Genomic DNA, 18,105 nt, shown 5'->3' with positions numbered 1-18,105 from the left:
CGCATGGCATGCAGTCATGCTCTTTCATTAAATGGCTATCTTTATGATTCACTCCAAAAGTACATCTCTTCCCTCTTCTGAAAAGCCTGTTTCCGTACGTGCTAAAATTCGTGGCGCCTTTGCCGTTGGCCATACGCGCTGGTACATGTTATCGCTGGTTTTCTTTGCTACTACGTTGAATTACATCGATCGCGCTGCACTAGGCATCATGCAGCCAATTTTAGCCAAAGAAATGAGTTGGACAGCTCAGGATTATGCTGATATCAATTTTTGGTTTCAGGTCGGGTATGCCATTGGTTTCGTCCTACAAGGACGCTTTATCGACAAAGTAGGCGTGAAGAGAGCCTTCTTTTTAGCCGTGCTGCTCTGGAGCATGGCAACAGGCGCCCATGGATTGGTGAGCTCTGCCGTAGGCTTTATGATCTGCCGGTTCATTTTGGGCATGACCGAAGCCGCTAATTACCCTGCATGCGTCAAGACTACTCGCCTCTGGTTTCCTGCCGGAGAGCGAGCCATGGCTACCGGTATCTTTAATGCTGGAACCAATGTAGGGGCTATGGTGACCCCGCTCCTACTTCCGTTTATTCTTTCAATTTGGGGCTGGCAGGCAGCCTTTCTGTGTATTGCTGCCCTTGGGTTTGTCTGGTTGGTATTCTGGGCATTGAACTACTTCAATCCGGAGTCACATCCCCGCGTTAACGAACGTGAACGTGCCTATGTCCAGAGCGAAAAAGAGCCAGAAGCGCAGCGTGTTCCTTTTACTCGAATCATACGTATGCGCGGCACCTGGGCGTTTGCATTAGCTTTTGCCATTACGGCACCGGTTTTCTGGTTTTATCTTTATTGGCTACCGCCCTTTCTTAACCAGCGCTATGACTTAGGCATCAGTGTGGTCCAGATGGGCATTCCGCTGATAGTCATCTACTTGACGGCAGATGTCGGCAGTATCGGTGGTGGAGCGCTATCCTCCTTTTTGATCGGACGGGGTATGGCTCCGGTTAAAGCCCGACTGACCTCCATGATGGTATTCGCTACCTGTATCACCACGGTTATTCTAGCGGCCAACGCAAGCACACTTTGGATGGCCGTATTTGCAATCTCGGTCGCCATTGGCGCGCATCAAGCCTGGACGGCCAATATCTGGAGCATGGTCATGGATTACACGCCCAAGCACTTGATCAGTACGGTCTTCGGCTTCGGCGGTATGATAGGTGCCGTAGGCGGTATGTTTATGACTCAACTGGTGGGCTATGTACTGACCACAACCCATAATAACTATGCCGTGTTGTTTACTCTAATTCCGGTTTGCTACTTCGTAGCTCTGATCTGGTTATATTTCATGGCACCTCGGGAAGTTGAGACCGTATAAACCGTATTGGTATCTGCACAAAAGTCCGCCTGGCAAAAAACAGGCGGGCTTTTGCTAATAAAATTTAAGGCTCATATCGTATTTTCGGATTCGGATTGAACTATAAGAATCACTATGCCCTTCTACACTCTGCGTACAACCGGTAAGGGAGAACAACGGCTAAAGATTTGCCGGTATCAGCCTGTATAAACTCCGTAGCCCTCTCCCTTGGTATTAAAAGCTAAATGTTCTCGGCAAATCTGTCGCAGCTGGAAAAATCAAAAGATTAACCATCATTTAGCAAGAATACGTACGTTATCTATAGTTTCCTTCCAGACTTTAGGATTTCGAGCCTGCCAGCTCTTCGTAGTGCCTCAAAGCAGAGCGGCCCGCGCTTTCTGAAGACGTGCTTCTTCGGTTGTGGTCTCATAACAGAGATATCCGCTATGCCATGCCGCTTACGGACGGCTAGCCGAAACAGTGATTCATGTATTGCCAGGATGCTCCCTTGCCGAGAGATACGATAAAACACCCTGCGCGGCTCGTGCCGCTGGCTTTTCTGATTACCATTGCCATAGGCACCGCACTTCTCATGTTGCCTATGGCGCGTGCAGGCGAAGGTAGTGCTCCCTTACTGACGGCACTGTTTACAGCCGTTTCAGCTGCCTGCGTTACTGGGCTTGTCACCGTGGACACCGCTACCTATTGGACAGGCTTTGGTCAGACCATCATTTTGATTCTGTTCCAAATTGGCGGGATCGGCATTATGAGTGGCGCGACCTTACTGGGCCTGTTGGTAAACCGTCGGCTGCAATTAAGCAGTCGCCTGGTGGCCCAGACCGAAACCCGCCTGCTCGGCCTGGGGGATATTATCGAAGTACTGCGCCTGGTCGTAACCGTCACGCTGATCGTCGAACTCAGTGTGGCGGCTTTTCTGACTTTGCATCTGCACTTTGCTTATCATGAACCATGGACTGCTGCGCTGTGGAACGGTGTCTTTCATGCCGTCTCTGCATTTAATAACGCCGGGTTTTCCACCTACTCCGACAACTTGATGGGGTTCGTTGCAGATCCTGTCGTTATCCTGCCTATTACAATAGCCCTTATTATTGGCGGCCTGGGCTCCCCTGTCTTGTATGAATTCAAGAATACGCTCAGAAAGGCGAGGCCCTGGTCTGTCCATACGCGCATCACACTGCTCGGCTCAGCACTCCTACTGATTATCGGAACCGTAGCAATTCTAGGCTATGAATGGAGAAATCCCGCCACACTGGGGCCACTTGGAACAGGGGCTAAAATACTAGCGGCGCTGTTCCACTCCGCCGTAGCACGTACAGCAGGGTTCAACAGCCTGGACATCAGCCAGTTACATACGGAGACACTGACTGTTCACTACATCCTGATGTTTATTGGCGGGGGTAGCGCAGGAACAGCTGGAGGAATAAAAGTAACGACATTTTTTCTGCTGTTCTTCGTCGTCTGGGCAGAAATTCGTGGAAATACCGACACCACTGTATTCAACCGGCGGATTGCATCTGAAACCCAGCGGCAGGCTTTGGTCGTCGTCCTGTTAGGCACCGCTATGGTCTCGCTCGCCTCTCTCATTCTGCTCACCATAACGCCCTTCTCTATGGAGAAAATTGTATTCGAAACAATTTCGGCATTCGCCACTGTTGGACTGTCCACCGGCATAACGGCCGACCTTCCCCCACTCGGGCAGGTTGTTATTATCACGCTGATGTTTGTAGGCCGCGTTGGAACTATTACAGTTGCCACTGCCCTAGCCTTGCGTAGCCGAAGCAAACCTTATCGTTATCCGGAGGAGCGTCCCATTGTTGGATAAATTCTTTTCTTCGCCCCGTACCGACAGCGTGGTCGTTATCGGTTTAGGCCGTTTTGGTGCCTCCGTCGCCGAATCCTTGATTGACCTAGAACATGAAGTACTGGGATTAGACGAAGACGCGACGCTCGTCCAAAACTGGTCGGATCGACTCACTCATGTCGCACAAGCTGATAGCACTAATATCGAAGCGCTGCGCCAGTTAGGAGTCGATGAGTTCGTACATGCCGTCGTAGGCATTGGTAGCGATCTCGAGGCCAGCGTCCTGACGGTATTGGCTCTTCAGGAGCTGGGTGTAAAGGACATCTGGGCCAAAGCCATGAGCGCAAAGCATGGGCAGATTCTAGAGCGAATCGGCGCTCATCACGTTGTCTATCCTGAAGCAGCAATGGGCGAGCGTGTTGCTCATCTGGTAACCGGCAAGATGTTTGAGTTCATTGAGTTCGATGACGGGTTCGCCATTGCCAAAACCGGAGCACCGCGAGAGGCTCATGGAAAAACCTTAACCGAATCAGCTATCCGCACACGCTACGGCGTGACCGTTATCGGACTTAAACGCCCCAAGACAGACTTTGTTTATGCCAAGGCAGATACACAGATTCATGAAGGCGATTTTCTGATCGTGGCGGGCACAACCAAACTGGTCGAAAAATTCTCGGCTCTGATGTAGCGCTCTATCTGAAGGGCGTTGCCAGCCCTTCATTTGACCTTCTGTCGCAGGGCGTCACTACTTCGCTTATAGGCCAGGCTTCTTTCACAATACGGCATTCTGTCAACACGAAAGAGCCTACCTTTATTGACGCAGCGCAACTCTTTCATGCCTACTCTTGGCTATGATCTTTCGATAGATCAACGGCACTTTTTTTGCCCTTAAAAAGTGGCGATTATCTCAACGCAGACCTATGCTCATTCGACTACAAACTGTCCATGTTCATAACGCAAGTCCCTACTCATTGCTACAGGAGTAACAGACTATGCAACGCTCAGATTGTCTCTCGGCTCAAGCTCTGGTCGCGTTGTTGCTGCATGGATGTGACATGCCTTTACCGACACGGCAAACAAACGCCACACGGCGAACGCCTGTATTAATAACGGCAACTGCTCAACCTGGAAAGGAGCCGCGTGTGTTTGTTGCCTCAGTAGAGGCGGAAACACTCTGAGTTGATTAACTGCCGCCTTTGTTGCTCCTCTAAAGGATTGATCTCTTCGTTTAGCTCACTAGACCAGACTTCGTGTTTTCCAAAATATCTAACAGCAGACCGCATGACGCTTCAGCGGCCGGTCATGCTCTACTAAAAACTTATCACTTCATCACCTTGAAAATTCGATCGCAATCTCCATATAGATGACTGCTTACTGAATACGTTATCAAGAGTACAAAGCCTTGATGCGAGCTAAGCCGATGTTTGCAAAGCAGTATTTCTTGACAAACCGGCTGTAGTTTTATACAGTGAGCAGTCTCATCAAGGGGGCGATTAGGATTCGACGCCGGTAACAAAACTTGAGGAGCATGCCGAGCTGGTAGCAGACCTCGTAAATTAGCTGCTGCAAACTTATAGTTGCCAACGACGACAACTACGCTCTAGCTGCTTAACGCGGCTAGCAGTCGCTAGGGGATGCCTGTAAACCCGAAACGACTGTCAGACAGAACAGGATCGCCGCCAAGTTCGCTGCAGACGTAACGGCTAAAACTTATGCAGATCGCCCTACGCACCCTGCCCATCGGGTCGCTAAGGGTTAACTCTAGTAGATTGGGCTAAGCATGTAGCGCCAAGAGCGGAGAGCTGGCGGACGGGGGTTCAAATCCCCCCGCCTCCACCATACAAGCCCCGAAACATCAGGGGTTCCGCAGAAAAGGTTGCTGAAGGTTGTTGTGAGTTAAGGTCGATTGAGGCCCGCTTCAACAACATTTCAGCAACCTTTTTTGTTGCCTGCTAAAAAGTGCATGTGTGACATAGCTGGAGTATGGCTAATGCTCCGCAGAGGGGATTCCTGCGCAGCATGACACCCCGCCATCCCCCTCGAATCCCCATCGAGTGGTACGAAAAGTGGTACAAGCTATTTCCCCTTCCCCATCTCGCTAATGATCGCCAGGTTATATGGTCGTCAGCTTCCTGACGATAACGATACGTCAGGAAGCAAGGCTGCTAAACAGCGATACCTAAACGTGCCATGCGTTTACGCATAGCTAACGCAACTTGCGCGATTTCAGCATCCGTTAAAGCTACTGAATATATAGCTACTGCTGAAATATCTGCCTCAGCAGCAAACGCTGTCGTTGCGCTGCCAATCCTAAACTTAGTATTTGAGAGCACTCTCGCCCCGGTGGCCGCCCGAAATGCACTTGTTCCACGCGTAGAGTTAAATGTCGTAGTGCCTGATGTGTCAGCTCTAACTCCTCGAATCGCCCAATTTGTTGGAGTGTCACCACTTAGGACTGTCCCGCCTGCGGTAGCTGCCCCTGAGCCATTATCTTGAGCAGCCGTCCCCGTTATTGACGTTTCCGATGTGGAGAATACGTTGACACCAAAAGCATTGCCCGTAACGCCAGCGGTCTGGCTTGTCCCATAGTAATTGCCAACAAAGAATGGGGTATTAGCGTCCCCACCTCCCGAGGCTCCTGCTGGCACTGGGTTAGCCGCTCTACAAACTACGATTAACGTCTGGGCGGCCGTCTCTCCAATTTGCGTTTGAATAAAGTTTGTCAAACTTTTGAAACGACCATGCGTAGCGAATGCTGTAGGAGCCCCAACAATAGATGCATCATTTTTGCCTATAGCCCGGTTAAAGCTAAACCTGCTTGCGTCTGTATCAAATGTAAACCACCCCTCAATACCGCGCGTCACAGGAGGAATAACTTTGCTATACCAAGGCGCAACAGTGCCACGAGAAATAATTTTAATGCCCATGTATATTTTCCTTTAAATAAGATTAAGTGCAGCCGCGGCTACAAAAGGTGACATCGCCTGATAATAGGAATGTCGTGAGGACCCTATTAAATGAACAGGATCAGCCCAATCGCCTCTTATAAAACCAGTAGCATCAGTTGTGGTAGGAATAGAAAACCCAGCTTCTGGATTCATCATTGCCCACAGCGGAGCAATCGTTATTGATGAGTTGGCTAGGTCTTTGCTGGCCTGCTGCATTGCTTTTATTGTCGAACTGTAGCGGGTTGACCATAAAGTATTACGGACTGAGTTGATAGCTGTGCCTGGCAGAGTTCTAATAATCTTTGCATTAGGCCATGCTGCAGCGATCTGCGAATGCATAAGCATATCGTTGCTATAAACATCGTTATAAATAGTATTGTCATCTCTATCCCTAATGTCGTTTGTTCCTAATGCATTGATAACAATGTCCGGCGTTTCAAGACTAAATCTTTGCTGATAAAACAGGCAGTCAAATACATAGCCATTGCGAACAATTGAGGCAGGATCGCTACTTGTTGCCACTCTTAGGAATGGATTCTGAGGCCACTTGGCGTCCTTGGTGGACGAGAGATAAGCCGCTTCACTTCCAGGCGCAATAATTTTAACTCGATCAGTTATTGCGTAGGTAAAGTCGCCCGTTTCCCAGCCTTCTCGACATTCACAAAGAGCACCTAAACTATCGTTGCCTGCATCAGCAGATACCGAATTTATGGTCCCTATAAATTGTGCGGCGAACCCTAGCTGGCTTATATACTGAGTAATAAGTTTAGGACCTTGCCGGTTACCGATCGAATCACCTATGAATAGAATCTTGACCGTTTTAACGGGCGACTGAACAGGTACTGTTCGCACTGTTAATGGTAGGTAACGATGCTCGTCTGGGTAATTTACGTCTCTAAAGACTAGAACCGGCGAGTCTCCATATTGTGAAGTCAGCGGAAGAACTGTACCTGTTTTGCTAGAGCTATTACTCGTGCTGGCCAATGTAGCAACAACCGACGATACAAGTTCACGGCGTGACAATATGCTTTGCACATAAATACTTGATTCATCAGTAGGGCTAACAGCCAGTGTTGGCTGAAACAATAAATTACCTTCAAGGGGTGACCGTGTTTCTTTGTCTGGATCACTAAGTACCCTTATTACTTGCCCGTCATCATCTGTGATAAAAATACCCGGGTCAGACGTTACCTGCATTTCTAATGGCCCTAGTTGAGCCGTAGTCGCATCAAAATAAAGCGAGACTCCGCCCTCTTCATCAGAGATCTCAACATTATCGTTTTCGGATGCAATCTCAAAAGGCAGGGCTATTAATCGCTTACTTGTTAATCTAGCTATCTGAGAACTTTCTTCATCAATAATCGCAAAATACTCACCCTCAGATGAAGATTGAGTATCAGCACGAATCAAAGAATCAAATTCGGCTTTAATAACTGGCTGGTTAGCAAGCTTAACCCAGCTGCCGTTGCCGCTAGCCCCGCTCTTGTAGTACCAGCCATTATCTTCCGCTATCGGATCGTTTGTAACGATAGCTCCCCACGATTCAGGCGGGGAAAGATCCGCATCCATTGCCGCCTTTGTACTGTATTGACGACTGCCAACACTCTTGGCGATTTCTAAAAATGTTTCGCGTCCCTCTGCGGCTAGTCCTGCAAAGGTTTTTCGAGCAACCCCTAAACGGTCTTGAAACGTGCTTTCCTCACTATTAACGGCTATATCCAATAGATTGGCGTTATCAAAGAGGTCTCGCGGGTCCATAGAACCTAAAGGGTTGCCGGTGTTGTATTCGGGCATAACTTTTCTCCAGACGAGCAAAAGCCCACAGCGTCAAAGGCCGTGTCTTCTGTTTCGCAAAAAGTGCTTAACTGGTTAGAACTTGACTTCCCAGTCAAATGAAACTGAGGAATTGACCAGGGCAGTTGCCCCTATAAAGAAGTTGACGGTAAAGCTGGTGTCGGTTTTTGTGATGACCTGAGAAGTTGCGCCATCGCCGCCGCCCGTCATGGAGATAAAGACTCTTTTAGGCGTAAAACCTGCCCCATGCTGAACGATTACTTGCCCAGCCGCGCTGGTAGTCGCTGTAGTGCTGCCTGACTCTCCAGGCGCGCGCAATATGCCAACGCCGCCGTAATAAGCCCCGCCGTTCGTATCTCCGATCCGTGGGTAGCCGGTAACATCGACTCGGTTATCAGGCCCAGCCTCTATTGCAGGAAAATTTGAGTTAGCCTGGTTGAAAGTTGCCAGCTTGGGATTGTTGATGACAACACTATTACCAGTTCCATAGACCCTAATGCAGTTGGCGTTGTAAACACGTAAATCTGGCGACTCAAACGTAAACTCGCCGTTCGTTCCGCTGGTCAGAATGCCGCTGTTTTCTTCAGAGACACCGGTTTCGCCTTGGGCGGAGAAGCCTATAAACAGAGCAGAAGCCCCCGACGAGGACTCGTCTTGCACAAACCCATACACCCCTCGGTCGATATCTGCCCCGAAAATCTTGGCTTTGTTTGTTGTCCCTGCTGTCGTCCCCAGGATGTTGAAGCCGATGTAATGAAAGATGCTGAAAATGTTTTGATAGAATGGATTGTCGTTACGCATCGAGACATAGGAGCGCAGGTTTGCCAGCGTGTAGTTCCATACCCGCTGATCGTGCGACCAGAACGGCCAGAACTGCACATCAATGACTCGACAGGTATCATAGGATTCCTCAATAACAATGCCCCTGCTCAACGGCTGGCCCCGCAACCCACGGATGGTGAGGCGGCCAAATGATCCGTTTACCAACCTGATACCCTTGTACGGGTTAAGCATGGTCACGTCTTCAATGGATACATCTGCATTATTGATATCAAAATCGAAATCGGCCTGTGTAGGGCTGAACGTTGTCGTGGCACCAGTCACAAGAGTATGTCGGCGCACAGTCCCTATCCCGGAGAAGCGAACCCCCGTCGCGGCTGATGTACTGTCCAATGAACTGCTTGCAGTGATTGTGAAGCCAATGCCCGTATGATCGAAGAACAACCAGCTACCCTGCCCTCGGGTGTTCTGACCGCTTCCATTCACCACCGAATGCGGCTCGCAGCCCTCCCCCCTGATACGAACCCCTGCATTGATTGTAAGTGTGGAGGTTGCTCTGAATGACTTGCCAGGACCTACGAGCGGAACGATTATTTCAAATCCGTCTGTGGCTATTGCAAGGTTGATCAGTGCTTGGATCTTTGCCGTATTATCCGTTGCCCCATCAGCAACGCATCCAGCCTGATATAGATCGACATGGCCGTCATGTTCGAGCTTCCAGCGCGTGCCATCTGCTCCAACAATGGTTGTTATGCCGTTGTCAGCGCTCGTGGTATCTGTAGTATCGCGGTAAAAGTTGCCGCTGCCGCCATCCCCAGCAGTGCTGTAGCCCAGCACAAGTGCACTCTTGCTGTTACCGGCTGACATTGCCCTGAGCGCGGATATAGTGGACGCAATCCGGCCAACGCCTGCAATTAGCGCTGCACCCTTGGACGGGTCAGCCGTATTCGCCAGATCCTGCCGAAGAACATCATCACCGCGTAGGATGAATTTGCTGCTCTCGCTAGCCCAGTCACCTGTAGTCGTGTACGGAATCGCGGTAGACGCTGACAGGCTATAGGGCAGTCCGTTGTATATGACGTACTGGTTATGGGCAGTAATACTAATGCCAGCCGCATAAGTGCCAAGACTTTGATAGCCTGACGCCATCAAGAACGCATCAAACTGAGCCTGTCGGCCATTTTGCGCGGCCCTGAACTCGGCCTGCATGCCAGACCATGATTCTTTCATCCGGCCAAAGCGGTCAGGGTAGAACGGGTTCTGCCCGTTTAGTAGATAGTCGAGATTCTTGGCGTTTTCGTACAAGTCCCGAGGACTGGTAGAGCCTACCGTGTTAGTCATGCAAATACTCCAGGCGAACGGAAGCCCACAGCGTCCGGGGCCGTGTCGAAAGGGTCTTAAGGATTAAGCTTCGGGAAGTTTGTCGTTGACCGCTCGGTCGAAGACATCCATGTAGGTCTGATAATCGCTGTCAGGCCATTCTCGTGTCATGGCAAGATCAAATAGCGGCGCACCCACGATGTATTCAGGTGCGTCAATAACCCATCCAGGCTCAAGAAGAGGCCGCTTTCTCAGCTCAAGCGTGGCCGAGAACTGCCACCAGCCACGAGTAACTGGAGTGGGCCCCTGGTAGATATCAGTAAATCGTGCGGTATAGGCTTGAAAGCCGGTTGGAGCCGACAGCGGGCAATCGAACCACTGCGTACCCGATACAAGGATCTCTTCCCACCACGCTTCGAAATACTGCGCCTGGGACTGGTTCATCAGCCATTTAACAGTTGCGTTCGTAGGCACGGAGGTAAAGGCTCGACGTTGCCGAGCCCTACCGCTTTGCAGCTCCGAACGCACCATAGGGCTCACTGCCTGGAAGTCGTAGCCATCCATGAGCGGCCTGGGCAACTCTTTAGGGTATGTAATCATGCGTTGTCCGGTGCGTAGTTATCGTCGTCTGCGTAAACCCGCTCGTCATAGCCAATTGCCTCAACATCTGCCGAGTAATCTCCGGGCGTGACAGAGGTAATCAGGACCGGATAGCTCCAGCGGGTCGTTGTGCCAAATAAGAGGTGTGGAGGCTCGATTGACCATGAAGTATCTGGCGTGAAATCCAAAGCTTGTACAGCCAGCCGGTAGTCATCCATCTGAATAGCTGGCCAGGGCCCGGATACCGAGCCATCTGGGCGGCGAAGGGCTACAACATGTGAAGCGCCCTCTTCCCATTTCAAAGGCTCTGAACTCTCCAGAACCGTCATCGTGCCGTCTGTGAAATAGTCCATCAGTAGCGCACTCTGCCCATAGCCCGGGATGTCATCAGCCACGGCGTCAAAGCTTAGATATCCGCTATTGAGGGCATCCAGCTCGGTTGACCATGAATACCCCTTGTTACGGAAGGCATACTCTCTGCGCCTCCGCATACCAATCCGCCATGCCCGATCCCGATCAGTCACACCGTTAACCGTGATCTCTTTGACCATCAGCCCAGCATCACCCGGCAGGCGACACGTCACCGTTTCATCCGCCCAGGTCGTGCTGTCTGTGTACTTGACGTCTACCCCGTCATAATCATCTGGAGCCGGAAGCGTTACGGTGCGTTTAAGCGGCTCTGTCATGTTCTGCGGGGTATACATGTGCTCGTACACCGTGCGCGGCTCGTCTCTGACAGGCTTTAGCTGGCCTCGATCAAGTGTGAACTCAGCAAACCCAGCCAATAGCGCATCATTAATACACTCTTTGACCGTACTGCTGTCCTCAACGGCATAGTCAAAGTAATCATCACGACTACTCCAGATCGCACCGAGACGGGCCATTTCCTCAAGATCAAGGTCATCGTCGGTATAGCCGATGGACTTCGCTACATAGTTCACCCACGGAACAATGTCGCGGGTAGCCACCGGTGCTGTCCATGCTCCAGCTGAAAGCGTAGGCAGCTTGCGAGTGGCTACTACGGAGATCTGGCTTTCCGACTGTGCCGAAAGCCGGTCACCTCCTTTGACGTATACGGCCATCACCGTGACGTCCGGATAGCTGGGCGGCGCCTTATCCAGTCGGGCCCGGAGGCCGTACCACTGAACGCGGTCGTATTTATCGGAGGAACTGGATTCCTCGCCGATCCTGCGCAGCCTGACCTCTGGCCGGATAGCCGTAGGCAGATCGATACGCTGCGTATAACCCAGCTGGTCCGGGGTTCTGTTGGTGTAGGTCTTGGTTACAGAAACCCACGACCCTAGCGTCGTCATGTCGCGGTACTGGATCTCGACAGTACAGGAGTAATTACCCCGCGCCCCGGTCTTGCTGTTGAAGTTCACAAGGCCTTGCGGAAAAAAGGTATCCACTTCTATAGCTGACGTAACCTCGCCCTCAGGGCACGCTGCGAAAGGACCAACCCAATCACCTTCCAGCGTGGTGGTGTCCAGCGTAATGACTGCCGACGCGCTGTTGAGGTAATTGAATCCAGTCCAGCTATCATCTTCAGCGCCGGTATCGGTCAGGCGCTCTACGGTGAGAGTCGAAGGTCCATGGTCAGTAGTCGTATCATCGTCATCACTTACCGCATCATCAGAAACCGCAGTGATTCGATAACGCAGCCCCTGGTAGCCAATAGCCGAATTCAGTGCGCCGGACTGAAGGCCTGATGCTGGAGCACCACCCTCATAGTTAAGGGTAAAGCTTGTAGCCTCGCCCTCGGCATTGGTTTCAACGCTGCCGATCACGTAGCTACCTGCGTTATCACCAGTAATTTCGATAGCCATCCCAACATGGGGATTAATCATCGCCACATGGATGCCGCTGACGACTGTTGCGCTACCATCGCCCAGGTTCGTGTAGGTATAAGGATAAATCGCCTCGATGCGGGCTATCAGACCTGACGTCCAGCCTTCAGGAAACCAGCCAGCCCCTTCCGGAACCGTTACCTGATAACCTGACAACAGATAGGTACTGGCAGCCGCCTGCTGAGTTAGGGCAAAGGTAGCCTTAAGAGTCAGGCCAGCACTGCCGGTACTGGTCGATCCCACTTCATCAGAGGAATGCCACCACTTGGCAGCCGCCTCTCCAGAAAGATCCGCTCCAGGGCCAAAGACCTTATAAGAAGCTGTATCGCCTAGAGAGGCCAAAGCGGTATCACCAATCTTTACATCACCGGCGCTGATCTCGAACTCGCCCACCCCCACACAGAGCAGGATTTCTGCCCACTGCGTTTTGACGTCAGTAAAGTAGCGACGGGGAGGCAGAAGGTAGTCAGGATATATCTTTGTCCGACCTGACACTTCTCGAATGATGTCGCCCAGCTTGACTTGGTTTCCGGCAGCATTGCTCAGGTTCAGGTCTTTGCCTTGGTCAAGGGTGGCTGAGCTTGGCGTCTTTGTCGTGAAAAGCGACGTAATGACCGACATAACGGTGCTGACCAAGCTGATCAGCGCAGTAGCACCGGACTTCTTGGGTTCAGGCCAGATAGCCACAGTGTCGTCAGAGGAAAACAGGGTAACGCCCCAAGCCTTGGGCTCGATCAGAACACCATTGATTTCAATGCTGATCGGCGGTGACTCTCTGGATTCATAGCTTGGAATATTGGCCTTTAGCCATGCTTCAAGCGTCATAACGCCTTTGGTTGGCCAGCGTTCTAGCGGCTCGCCTTCAAGCTTGCTGGGATAGACTTCGATCAATGTGGTAGCTCACGTTCAGGTATTTAGCTTGAAAGGCCCGCAACGGCTTGATGAAGACGCCCTGTTGGGTCATCTCCATGCCATGCAGTCGGCCACCGACTTCAACGATCACGCCCACATGCACACACAAGGGGCCACGCCAGACACAAGCAATCGCACCCACGCACGGCTCACAGCGAACCATTGCATCGGTGCATTCATGGGCAGCGCGGGTAAACTCTCGCGGCATTGTGCTTCGGACATGTCCCCAGCTCGGAAGCAGGGGAAGTCCGTAAACCTCATGCCTCACCGCCCGAGTTAGAGACCAGCAGTCATGCTGCAACACGCCGTTGACGACTTCGCCACGGGCGCCGTCAACATAGATAGCGCCCAGGTAGTCGTTCAAGGTCATGATGCGGTGTACCGAAGTCCAGGCGCGAAGGCCAATGTGTAGCGGCGGCGGGGCCACGCTAGGTTAAGGAGGTCGTAGTAACCAGAGGTCAGCTGCACCGTAGTGCCCTGCATCGTCCCGCCCAGGACTTTCATCCGGTAGGGACGTTCAGCGGGAGCGGTCAGGTCGGTCGAGACATAGGCGCGATAAACAAGCGAGACGGATGCTCTGGCATCAAGGGCTTCATCTATTCGCTGCTGCGCCTCGCCGGTGACGTTATCAATCGCAAACGTCAGGGACTGATCGCCGCTGTTGTCTTTCTTCGGTAGCGCAATGTCGATGCCGGATGCCTGAAATATGACCGTATCGCCCGCCTCTGTCGTGGCTACAAGGTCCTCATAACCACGACAGAGGTAGATCGATTCATCCCAGGCAGGACATGACAGCTCAAGGGTATCGATGATTACTTCAGGACCGCCCGACGCATAAAGCCGTTCGAGCACGCTCATCGTCCCACCCTCCGTAGTCCATAATATTGCTCCATGGCTTTAGCCGCCGTTCCGCCTTGCTTTAGATTGGCCACAAAGCCCTCTACGGTTAATCCGCCGCTTGGCTGCTGAATGACCTGAACCTGACCTGCCTTGCTGGCATCCTCGTGAAGGTTGACCACCACGCCGCCGCCTCCGCTGGATGTTCCGCTAGAGGTCTGCCCAGCACGGCTAGCGCCGCCTTGCGGGGCGTAACCCTTCCGCATCGCTTCAACTGTTGCTACACCTCCAGCGCGGGCAATGTCGGCCTGACTCCAGACAACCTCGCCCTTGTGTACCACTCCGGCAGGGTCATTTACCCCACCATCACCGGTATAGCCCCCTTTTGAGAAGCCTTTAGAGAATGCAAGCGCCGCCACAACTGCCGCCAAGCCAACTGCCGCTGCCGTACCAAACGAGCCAATAGACGCCGCAATAGCTGCTGGCGTCCATGAAGCTGTAGTAGTAGCTGCTGCCGCTGTTTGGGTTGCAGTCGTGGTTGCTGTAGCTGCCGTCGAAGCTGCTGTAGTAGTAGCAATCGCTGCGGTCTGAGCCGTTGCCACTGTAGTAGCCTTGGCAATCTCAGCCGCCTGGGTAGTTTGTATTCCAGCCAGTTGCATTGCCTGGGTAACCGCATAGCGAGCGCCCATCTCGATAATCGAGCTGATCACATGCGATACGATAGTCTGCCCCAGGTTGCGCATCGCCTCGCCAAGGGATTCAGCACCTACTATGGCATCGGCAAAGGTATCGCTAAGCCCTGTAGTGAAATCCTCAAGCGTCCCGCCAATTAGGTTCTGTGTCTGGTCAGCAATATTGCTGGCACTCTCCGCGTACTCATTAAAAGCCCGCTCTGCCCCGGTCTTCCAGTCCTCATTCAAGCCGTCCAGCTGACGATAGTAGTCCTGCTGGTCAGCCAGCCGCTGATCAAGGTTCCGCTTTAATGCTTCCGTTTCAGCGCGATAGGTATCCTCTGAAATGGTGCCGTTAGCGCGGTCACGTCCGGCGCGCTCAAGTTGACGCTGGTAGTCATTGCGTAACTTCTGCTCAGCCTGGAGGCGCATACGCGCTTCAGCACTAAGCGTTGCCCCGCTTAATTGATCAGCATAACCCTGACGCTCTTCCGCCCTGCTTGAATCCAGAGATTGCTGAAACGCTTGCAGCTTTTTGATCTGCTCGCGCTTTTTGATCTCGTCTTCAAGCGCGACATTCTGTTCAAGCTGGGCCCTGATCTGCAGCTCATTGGCTTGCAGGCTCTTTTGTTGAGCCGTCAGCGTACCCTTGGACTTCAGGTCAGATATCTGCTGCTCGAACTGAACAAGAGCTTTCTGAGAGGCTGTCAGCTTCTCATTAGTGTTCAGCTGCTCGCGTAAAGTGGCTTCCTGCTGGCTTAGCTGCTGCAAATACCGGGTAGCGGCATCATCTTGATAGGCAGGAGCTTTGCGCGTGCTTGTTTTCGGATCGGCGTATCGTTCCTCAAGGCTCCTGATGACTGCCTGTACGTTTTCCGGCTTCAAGCGCTCATCGTTCGGATTGACCTTACGGACATCTTCAAGAAGCTTCTTGTAGTCAGAAACCGCTTTGGTACGCTGCTGGGCTTTTGTCAGCGATTGGCTTTCAAGGGCATCAATCTTTTGCTGGGCCGCAATAGCCTTTTCATTCTGCTCAGCTGAAAGCTTTTGAGCGGCGGCAATGCCAGCTTGCGTGGCCTTCTGCTGCTGCAAGAACTGAAGTTGAAGCTTTAAGCCTGCCTGAGCATCGGGCGTGACGTAATCGCCCTGCCCCATAGCCATATCAAGAAAGCTTCTTGAGCCTTGCTTGGCAGCTTTATCCAGGGAGGCTTGAACAGATGCTATCTGCTCATCAAGCGTAGCTTCACGGCCCACATTGAGCATGGCATCCCAGGCGCTCTTGGCGGCGCCTTTTACACTATTCCATGCACCCTCGATTGCCCCAAGATTCTGCTTGATGCTATCTGAGCGGGACTTTAGTGCATTGGCATAGGTCTCTTCGGCAAGGTTTGCCGCACCTACCGTATCCCCTTGATCCTGTAGCGCCTTGATCTGCTCATAGACAGCAGCAGTCAGGTAGCCGTACTGCTCGTTAAGCGCTGCCGAAGCCTTGGCAGGATCTTCGGCAAGCTTTTGGAACTGCGCAACGGTCTCTTCTACGGCTTGACCGGTCGCGCTTTCAAACGCCACCGCCGCGACGGCGATGTTCTTGAACTGGTCACTGGCAATAGCACCGGTCGAAGCGATCATGGCCAGAGCATCAGCCGCAGCGCCGGTGGTCCCGGTGATCGAACTCACCTGACGGGCCAGTCCCGCCATGCTGTCTGCCGTCTGCCCAGACTGGTTGCCGGTCAGGATCAGGGCGCGCTGAAAAGCTGAGCCTTCGTCACTGCCCTGCTTATAAGCTAGAGCCAGTGTCGCTGCCGCCGCCGCAGCCACGGTAAAAGGGTTGATCAAGCCGACAACATAACCGCCTAGAGCCTTAGCGGCGGGGCCGATACCGCCGAACATATCCTTGAGCTGTCCGCCCTGTTGAAGCAAGACAGTCAGAGGGCTTTGTCCGCCCTGTAGCGAGACAGCAATATCAGTAAACTGAGCCGGTACGCCTCTAAGGGCTGCGGCTGTCTGCTTGGCTGATATTTCGGTCTGCTTGAGCGCTGTACTAGCTTGGTTAAGCGACTGGTTGGCTGCTCTTACCTTCTGCGCGACCTGCTCAGAAGCAGTACCTATGCTTTTAACTTCATCCTCAGCCTTGGAGCCCGCTTGAGTAAAGCGCTGTAGACTTTCTGTACCTTTATCAACTTCGCTTGAGTCAACTCTCAGGCCAAGGCTGGCTATATCATTGGCCATATTTTTCTCCGGGCAAAAGAAAACCCGCACTTGGCGGGCTCTTGGTCATTCCGTTGTGCTGCTAAAAAGATGAAGGGATGCTTGGCGTCTCTATCACCTTGCCACCTTTCATCTTGAAAGAGACGGCTTTAGAGCCAGCAAATACATTCGCATGACTCCATACCCACATCTGTTCATCGCCTCTGGATACGACTGAATAAGGCCGCCCCATGATCTGCACGACCTCAGCCTCAGTCATGCCGACTTTTACTTGTCTGGCTTGGCTGTAATCAAAGCTTGTGCCTGCACAGCCAGAGATCGCCCCAGCCAAGGCGACCGCTGCTAAAAACTTACGCATCCCATGCCCTCTGCATACAAAGTGAGAAGAAAATCACTCCCTATGTATAGCATCTAACGCAGCGCTCTCCATAACCCGAATAGCGTCAAAGATTTCTGGCTGATCTTTGCGCGGAATGCTGAGATAGCGCATGACATCACGAAGCTCGCTGTAGACCAGACCCGTAGGGCCACCGGGCCCGCATCGCCATTGCGTAGCCATGGATTCGAAGACTTGGAACGCCTGTAAGTTGTCAGGCCATATGTAGTAATCAATGCTGCCCAGGAGGTCAGGCGTCAGCCCGAACGCCGCTAACTCCGAAGCCTTTTGTTGCTTTCGGTATAGCGCCTGGGCAGCACCAATTAGTTTAAACGCTTGGCCTGGTAGAGTTCTTCAAGGTACTTGATGTAGATCGCCGAACCCGACCCTATGTAGTTCTCGACCAAGCGACCGATGTTTTCAGCGTTAAACTCATCGTCTAACTCCCAGCCTGAGGCGATTTCCTGAATCAGCGATACGTCATCCAGATCTTTATTGGCATTGGTGAACTCGGCCAGCTCGGATTTGGAGCGATGCTTGAACGTGAACCTCACGTCTGCCTTGCCGCTGCCTGGAACAGGGATCGACACAACAGCATCAAAGGTCGGGTTAGGGTCTAGCTTGAAAAGTACCTTACTCATC

Annotated in this window: 15 protein-coding genes and 1 other RNA gene; 5 read left to right on the top strand and 11 right to left on the bottom strand. The window is 52.2% G+C overall.

Going from position 1 to position 18,105, the window contains the following annotated elements:
* Window positions 1–43 precede the first annotated feature (43 nt).
* The 5 genes from IQ22_RS13840 (at window position 44) to ssrA (ending at window position 5,009) form a co-directional block, all read left to right on the top strand.
* Window positions 44–1,369 (top strand): MFS transporter, encoded by a 1,326-nt coding sequence (locus tag IQ22_RS13840; RefSeq protein WP_145142964.1) that lies wholly within the window; start codon window positions 44–46, stop codon window positions 1,367–1,369.
* Between the two features lie 487 nt (window positions 1,370–1,856).
* Window positions 1,857–3,191 (top strand): TrkH family potassium uptake protein, encoded by a 1,335-nt coding sequence (locus tag IQ22_RS13835; RefSeq protein WP_244309157.1) that lies wholly within the window; start codon window positions 1,857–1,859, stop codon window positions 3,189–3,191.
* The gene (locus tag IQ22_RS13830) at window positions 3,181–3,858 is read left to right on the top strand and encodes a potassium channel family protein (RefSeq protein ID WP_145142960.1); all 678 of its coding nucleotides are present in this window, start codon (window positions 3,181–3,183) and stop codon (window positions 3,856–3,858) included. Before IQ22_RS13835 ends, IQ22_RS13830 begins: the two co-directional genes overlap by 11 nt.
* A gap of 304 nt (window positions 3,859–4,162) precedes the next feature.
* Window positions 4,163–4,348 carry a hypothetical protein gene (locus IQ22_RS13825; RefSeq protein WP_145142957.1) on the top strand — a complete coding sequence of 62 codons (186 nt, stop codon included), beginning with the start codon at window positions 4,163–4,165 and terminating at the stop codon, window positions 4,346–4,348.
* Window positions 4,349–4,655: 307 nt separating this feature from the next.
* Window positions 4,656–5,009: a transfer-messenger RNA gene (gene ssrA, locus IQ22_RS13820) on the top strand.
* A gap of 326 nt (window positions 5,010–5,335) precedes the next feature.
* Here the strand turns inward: ssrA and IQ22_RS13815 are convergent.
* The 11 genes from IQ22_RS13815 to IQ22_RS13765 form a co-directional block, all read right to left on the bottom strand.
* Window positions 5,336–6,097, bottom strand: a complete 762-nt coding sequence (locus IQ22_RS13815) for a hypothetical protein (protein WP_145142955.1) — start codon at window positions 6,095–6,097, stop codon at window positions 5,336–5,338.
* Between the two features lie 12 nt (window positions 6,098–6,109).
* Window positions 6,110–7,912, bottom strand: coding sequence for an SGNH/GDSL hydrolase family protein (locus IQ22_RS13810; RefSeq protein WP_145142953.1), 1,803 nt, complete (start codon window positions 7,910–7,912; stop codon window positions 6,110–6,112).
* Window positions 7,913–7,987: 75 nt separating this feature from the next.
* Complete coding sequence (locus tag IQ22_RS13805) at window positions 7,988–10,033, bottom strand: hypothetical protein (RefSeq protein WP_145142951.1); 2,046 nt, start codon at window positions 10,031–10,033, stop codon at window positions 7,988–7,990.
* 63 nt (window positions 10,034–10,096) lie between these two features.
* On the bottom strand, window positions 10,097–10,612 hold the full coding sequence (locus IQ22_RS13800; protein ID WP_145142949.1) for a hypothetical protein: 516 nt from the start codon (window positions 10,610–10,612) through the stop codon (window positions 10,097–10,099).
* On the bottom strand, window positions 10,609–13,350 hold the full coding sequence (locus IQ22_RS13795) for a host specificity factor TipJ family phage tail protein (RefSeq protein WP_145142946.1): 2,742 nt from the start codon (window positions 13,348–13,350) through the stop codon (window positions 10,609–10,611). Before IQ22_RS13795 ends, IQ22_RS13800 begins: the two co-directional genes overlap by 4 nt.
* Window positions 13,322–13,741, bottom strand: coding sequence for a hypothetical protein (locus tag IQ22_RS13790; RefSeq protein WP_145142944.1), 420 nt, complete (start codon window positions 13,739–13,741; stop codon window positions 13,322–13,324). Before IQ22_RS13790 ends, IQ22_RS13795 begins: the two co-directional genes overlap by 29 nt.
* On the bottom strand, window positions 13,738–14,229 hold the full coding sequence (locus IQ22_RS13785; RefSeq protein WP_145142942.1) for a DUF1833 family protein: 492 nt from the start codon (window positions 14,227–14,229) through the stop codon (window positions 13,738–13,740). The genes IQ22_RS13790 and IQ22_RS13785 overlap by 4 nt, the downstream gene beginning before the upstream one ends.
* Window positions 14,226–17,108: a phage tail length tape measure family protein gene (locus IQ22_RS13780; protein ID WP_145142940.1), complete on the bottom strand. Its 2,883-nt coding sequence runs from the start codon at window positions 17,106–17,108 to the stop codon at window positions 14,226–14,228. The genes IQ22_RS13785 and IQ22_RS13780 overlap by 4 nt, the downstream gene beginning before the upstream one ends.
* A 61-nt stretch (window positions 17,109–17,169) precedes the next feature.
* Window positions 17,170–17,445, bottom strand: coding sequence for an outer membrane protein assembly factor BamE domain-containing protein (gene bamE, locus IQ22_RS13775; protein WP_145142938.1), 276 nt, complete (start codon window positions 17,443–17,445; stop codon window positions 17,170–17,172).
* Window positions 17,446–17,478: 33 nt separating this feature from the next.
* Window positions 17,479–17,688: a DUF1799 domain-containing protein gene (locus IQ22_RS13770; protein WP_280177092.1), complete on the bottom strand. Its 210-nt coding sequence runs from the start codon at window positions 17,686–17,688 to the stop codon at window positions 17,479–17,481.
* A gap of 98 nt (window positions 17,689–17,786) precedes the next feature.
* A complete protein-coding gene (locus IQ22_RS13765; protein ID WP_145142936.1) occupies window positions 17,787–18,104 on the bottom strand; it encodes a phage tail assembly chaperone in 318 nt (105 codons plus the stop codon).
* Window position 18,105: the final 1 nt, after the last annotated feature.

Origin of the sequence: Pseudomonas duriflava (genome assembly GCF_007830155.1) — a bacterium.
GTDB classification, from domain to species: Bacteria; Pseudomonadota; Gammaproteobacteria; order Pseudomonadales; family Pseudomonadaceae; genus Chryseomonas; species Chryseomonas duriflava.
Note: the sequence above shows the minus strand (reverse complement) of the source record. Positions and strands in the feature narration are given on the sequence as shown.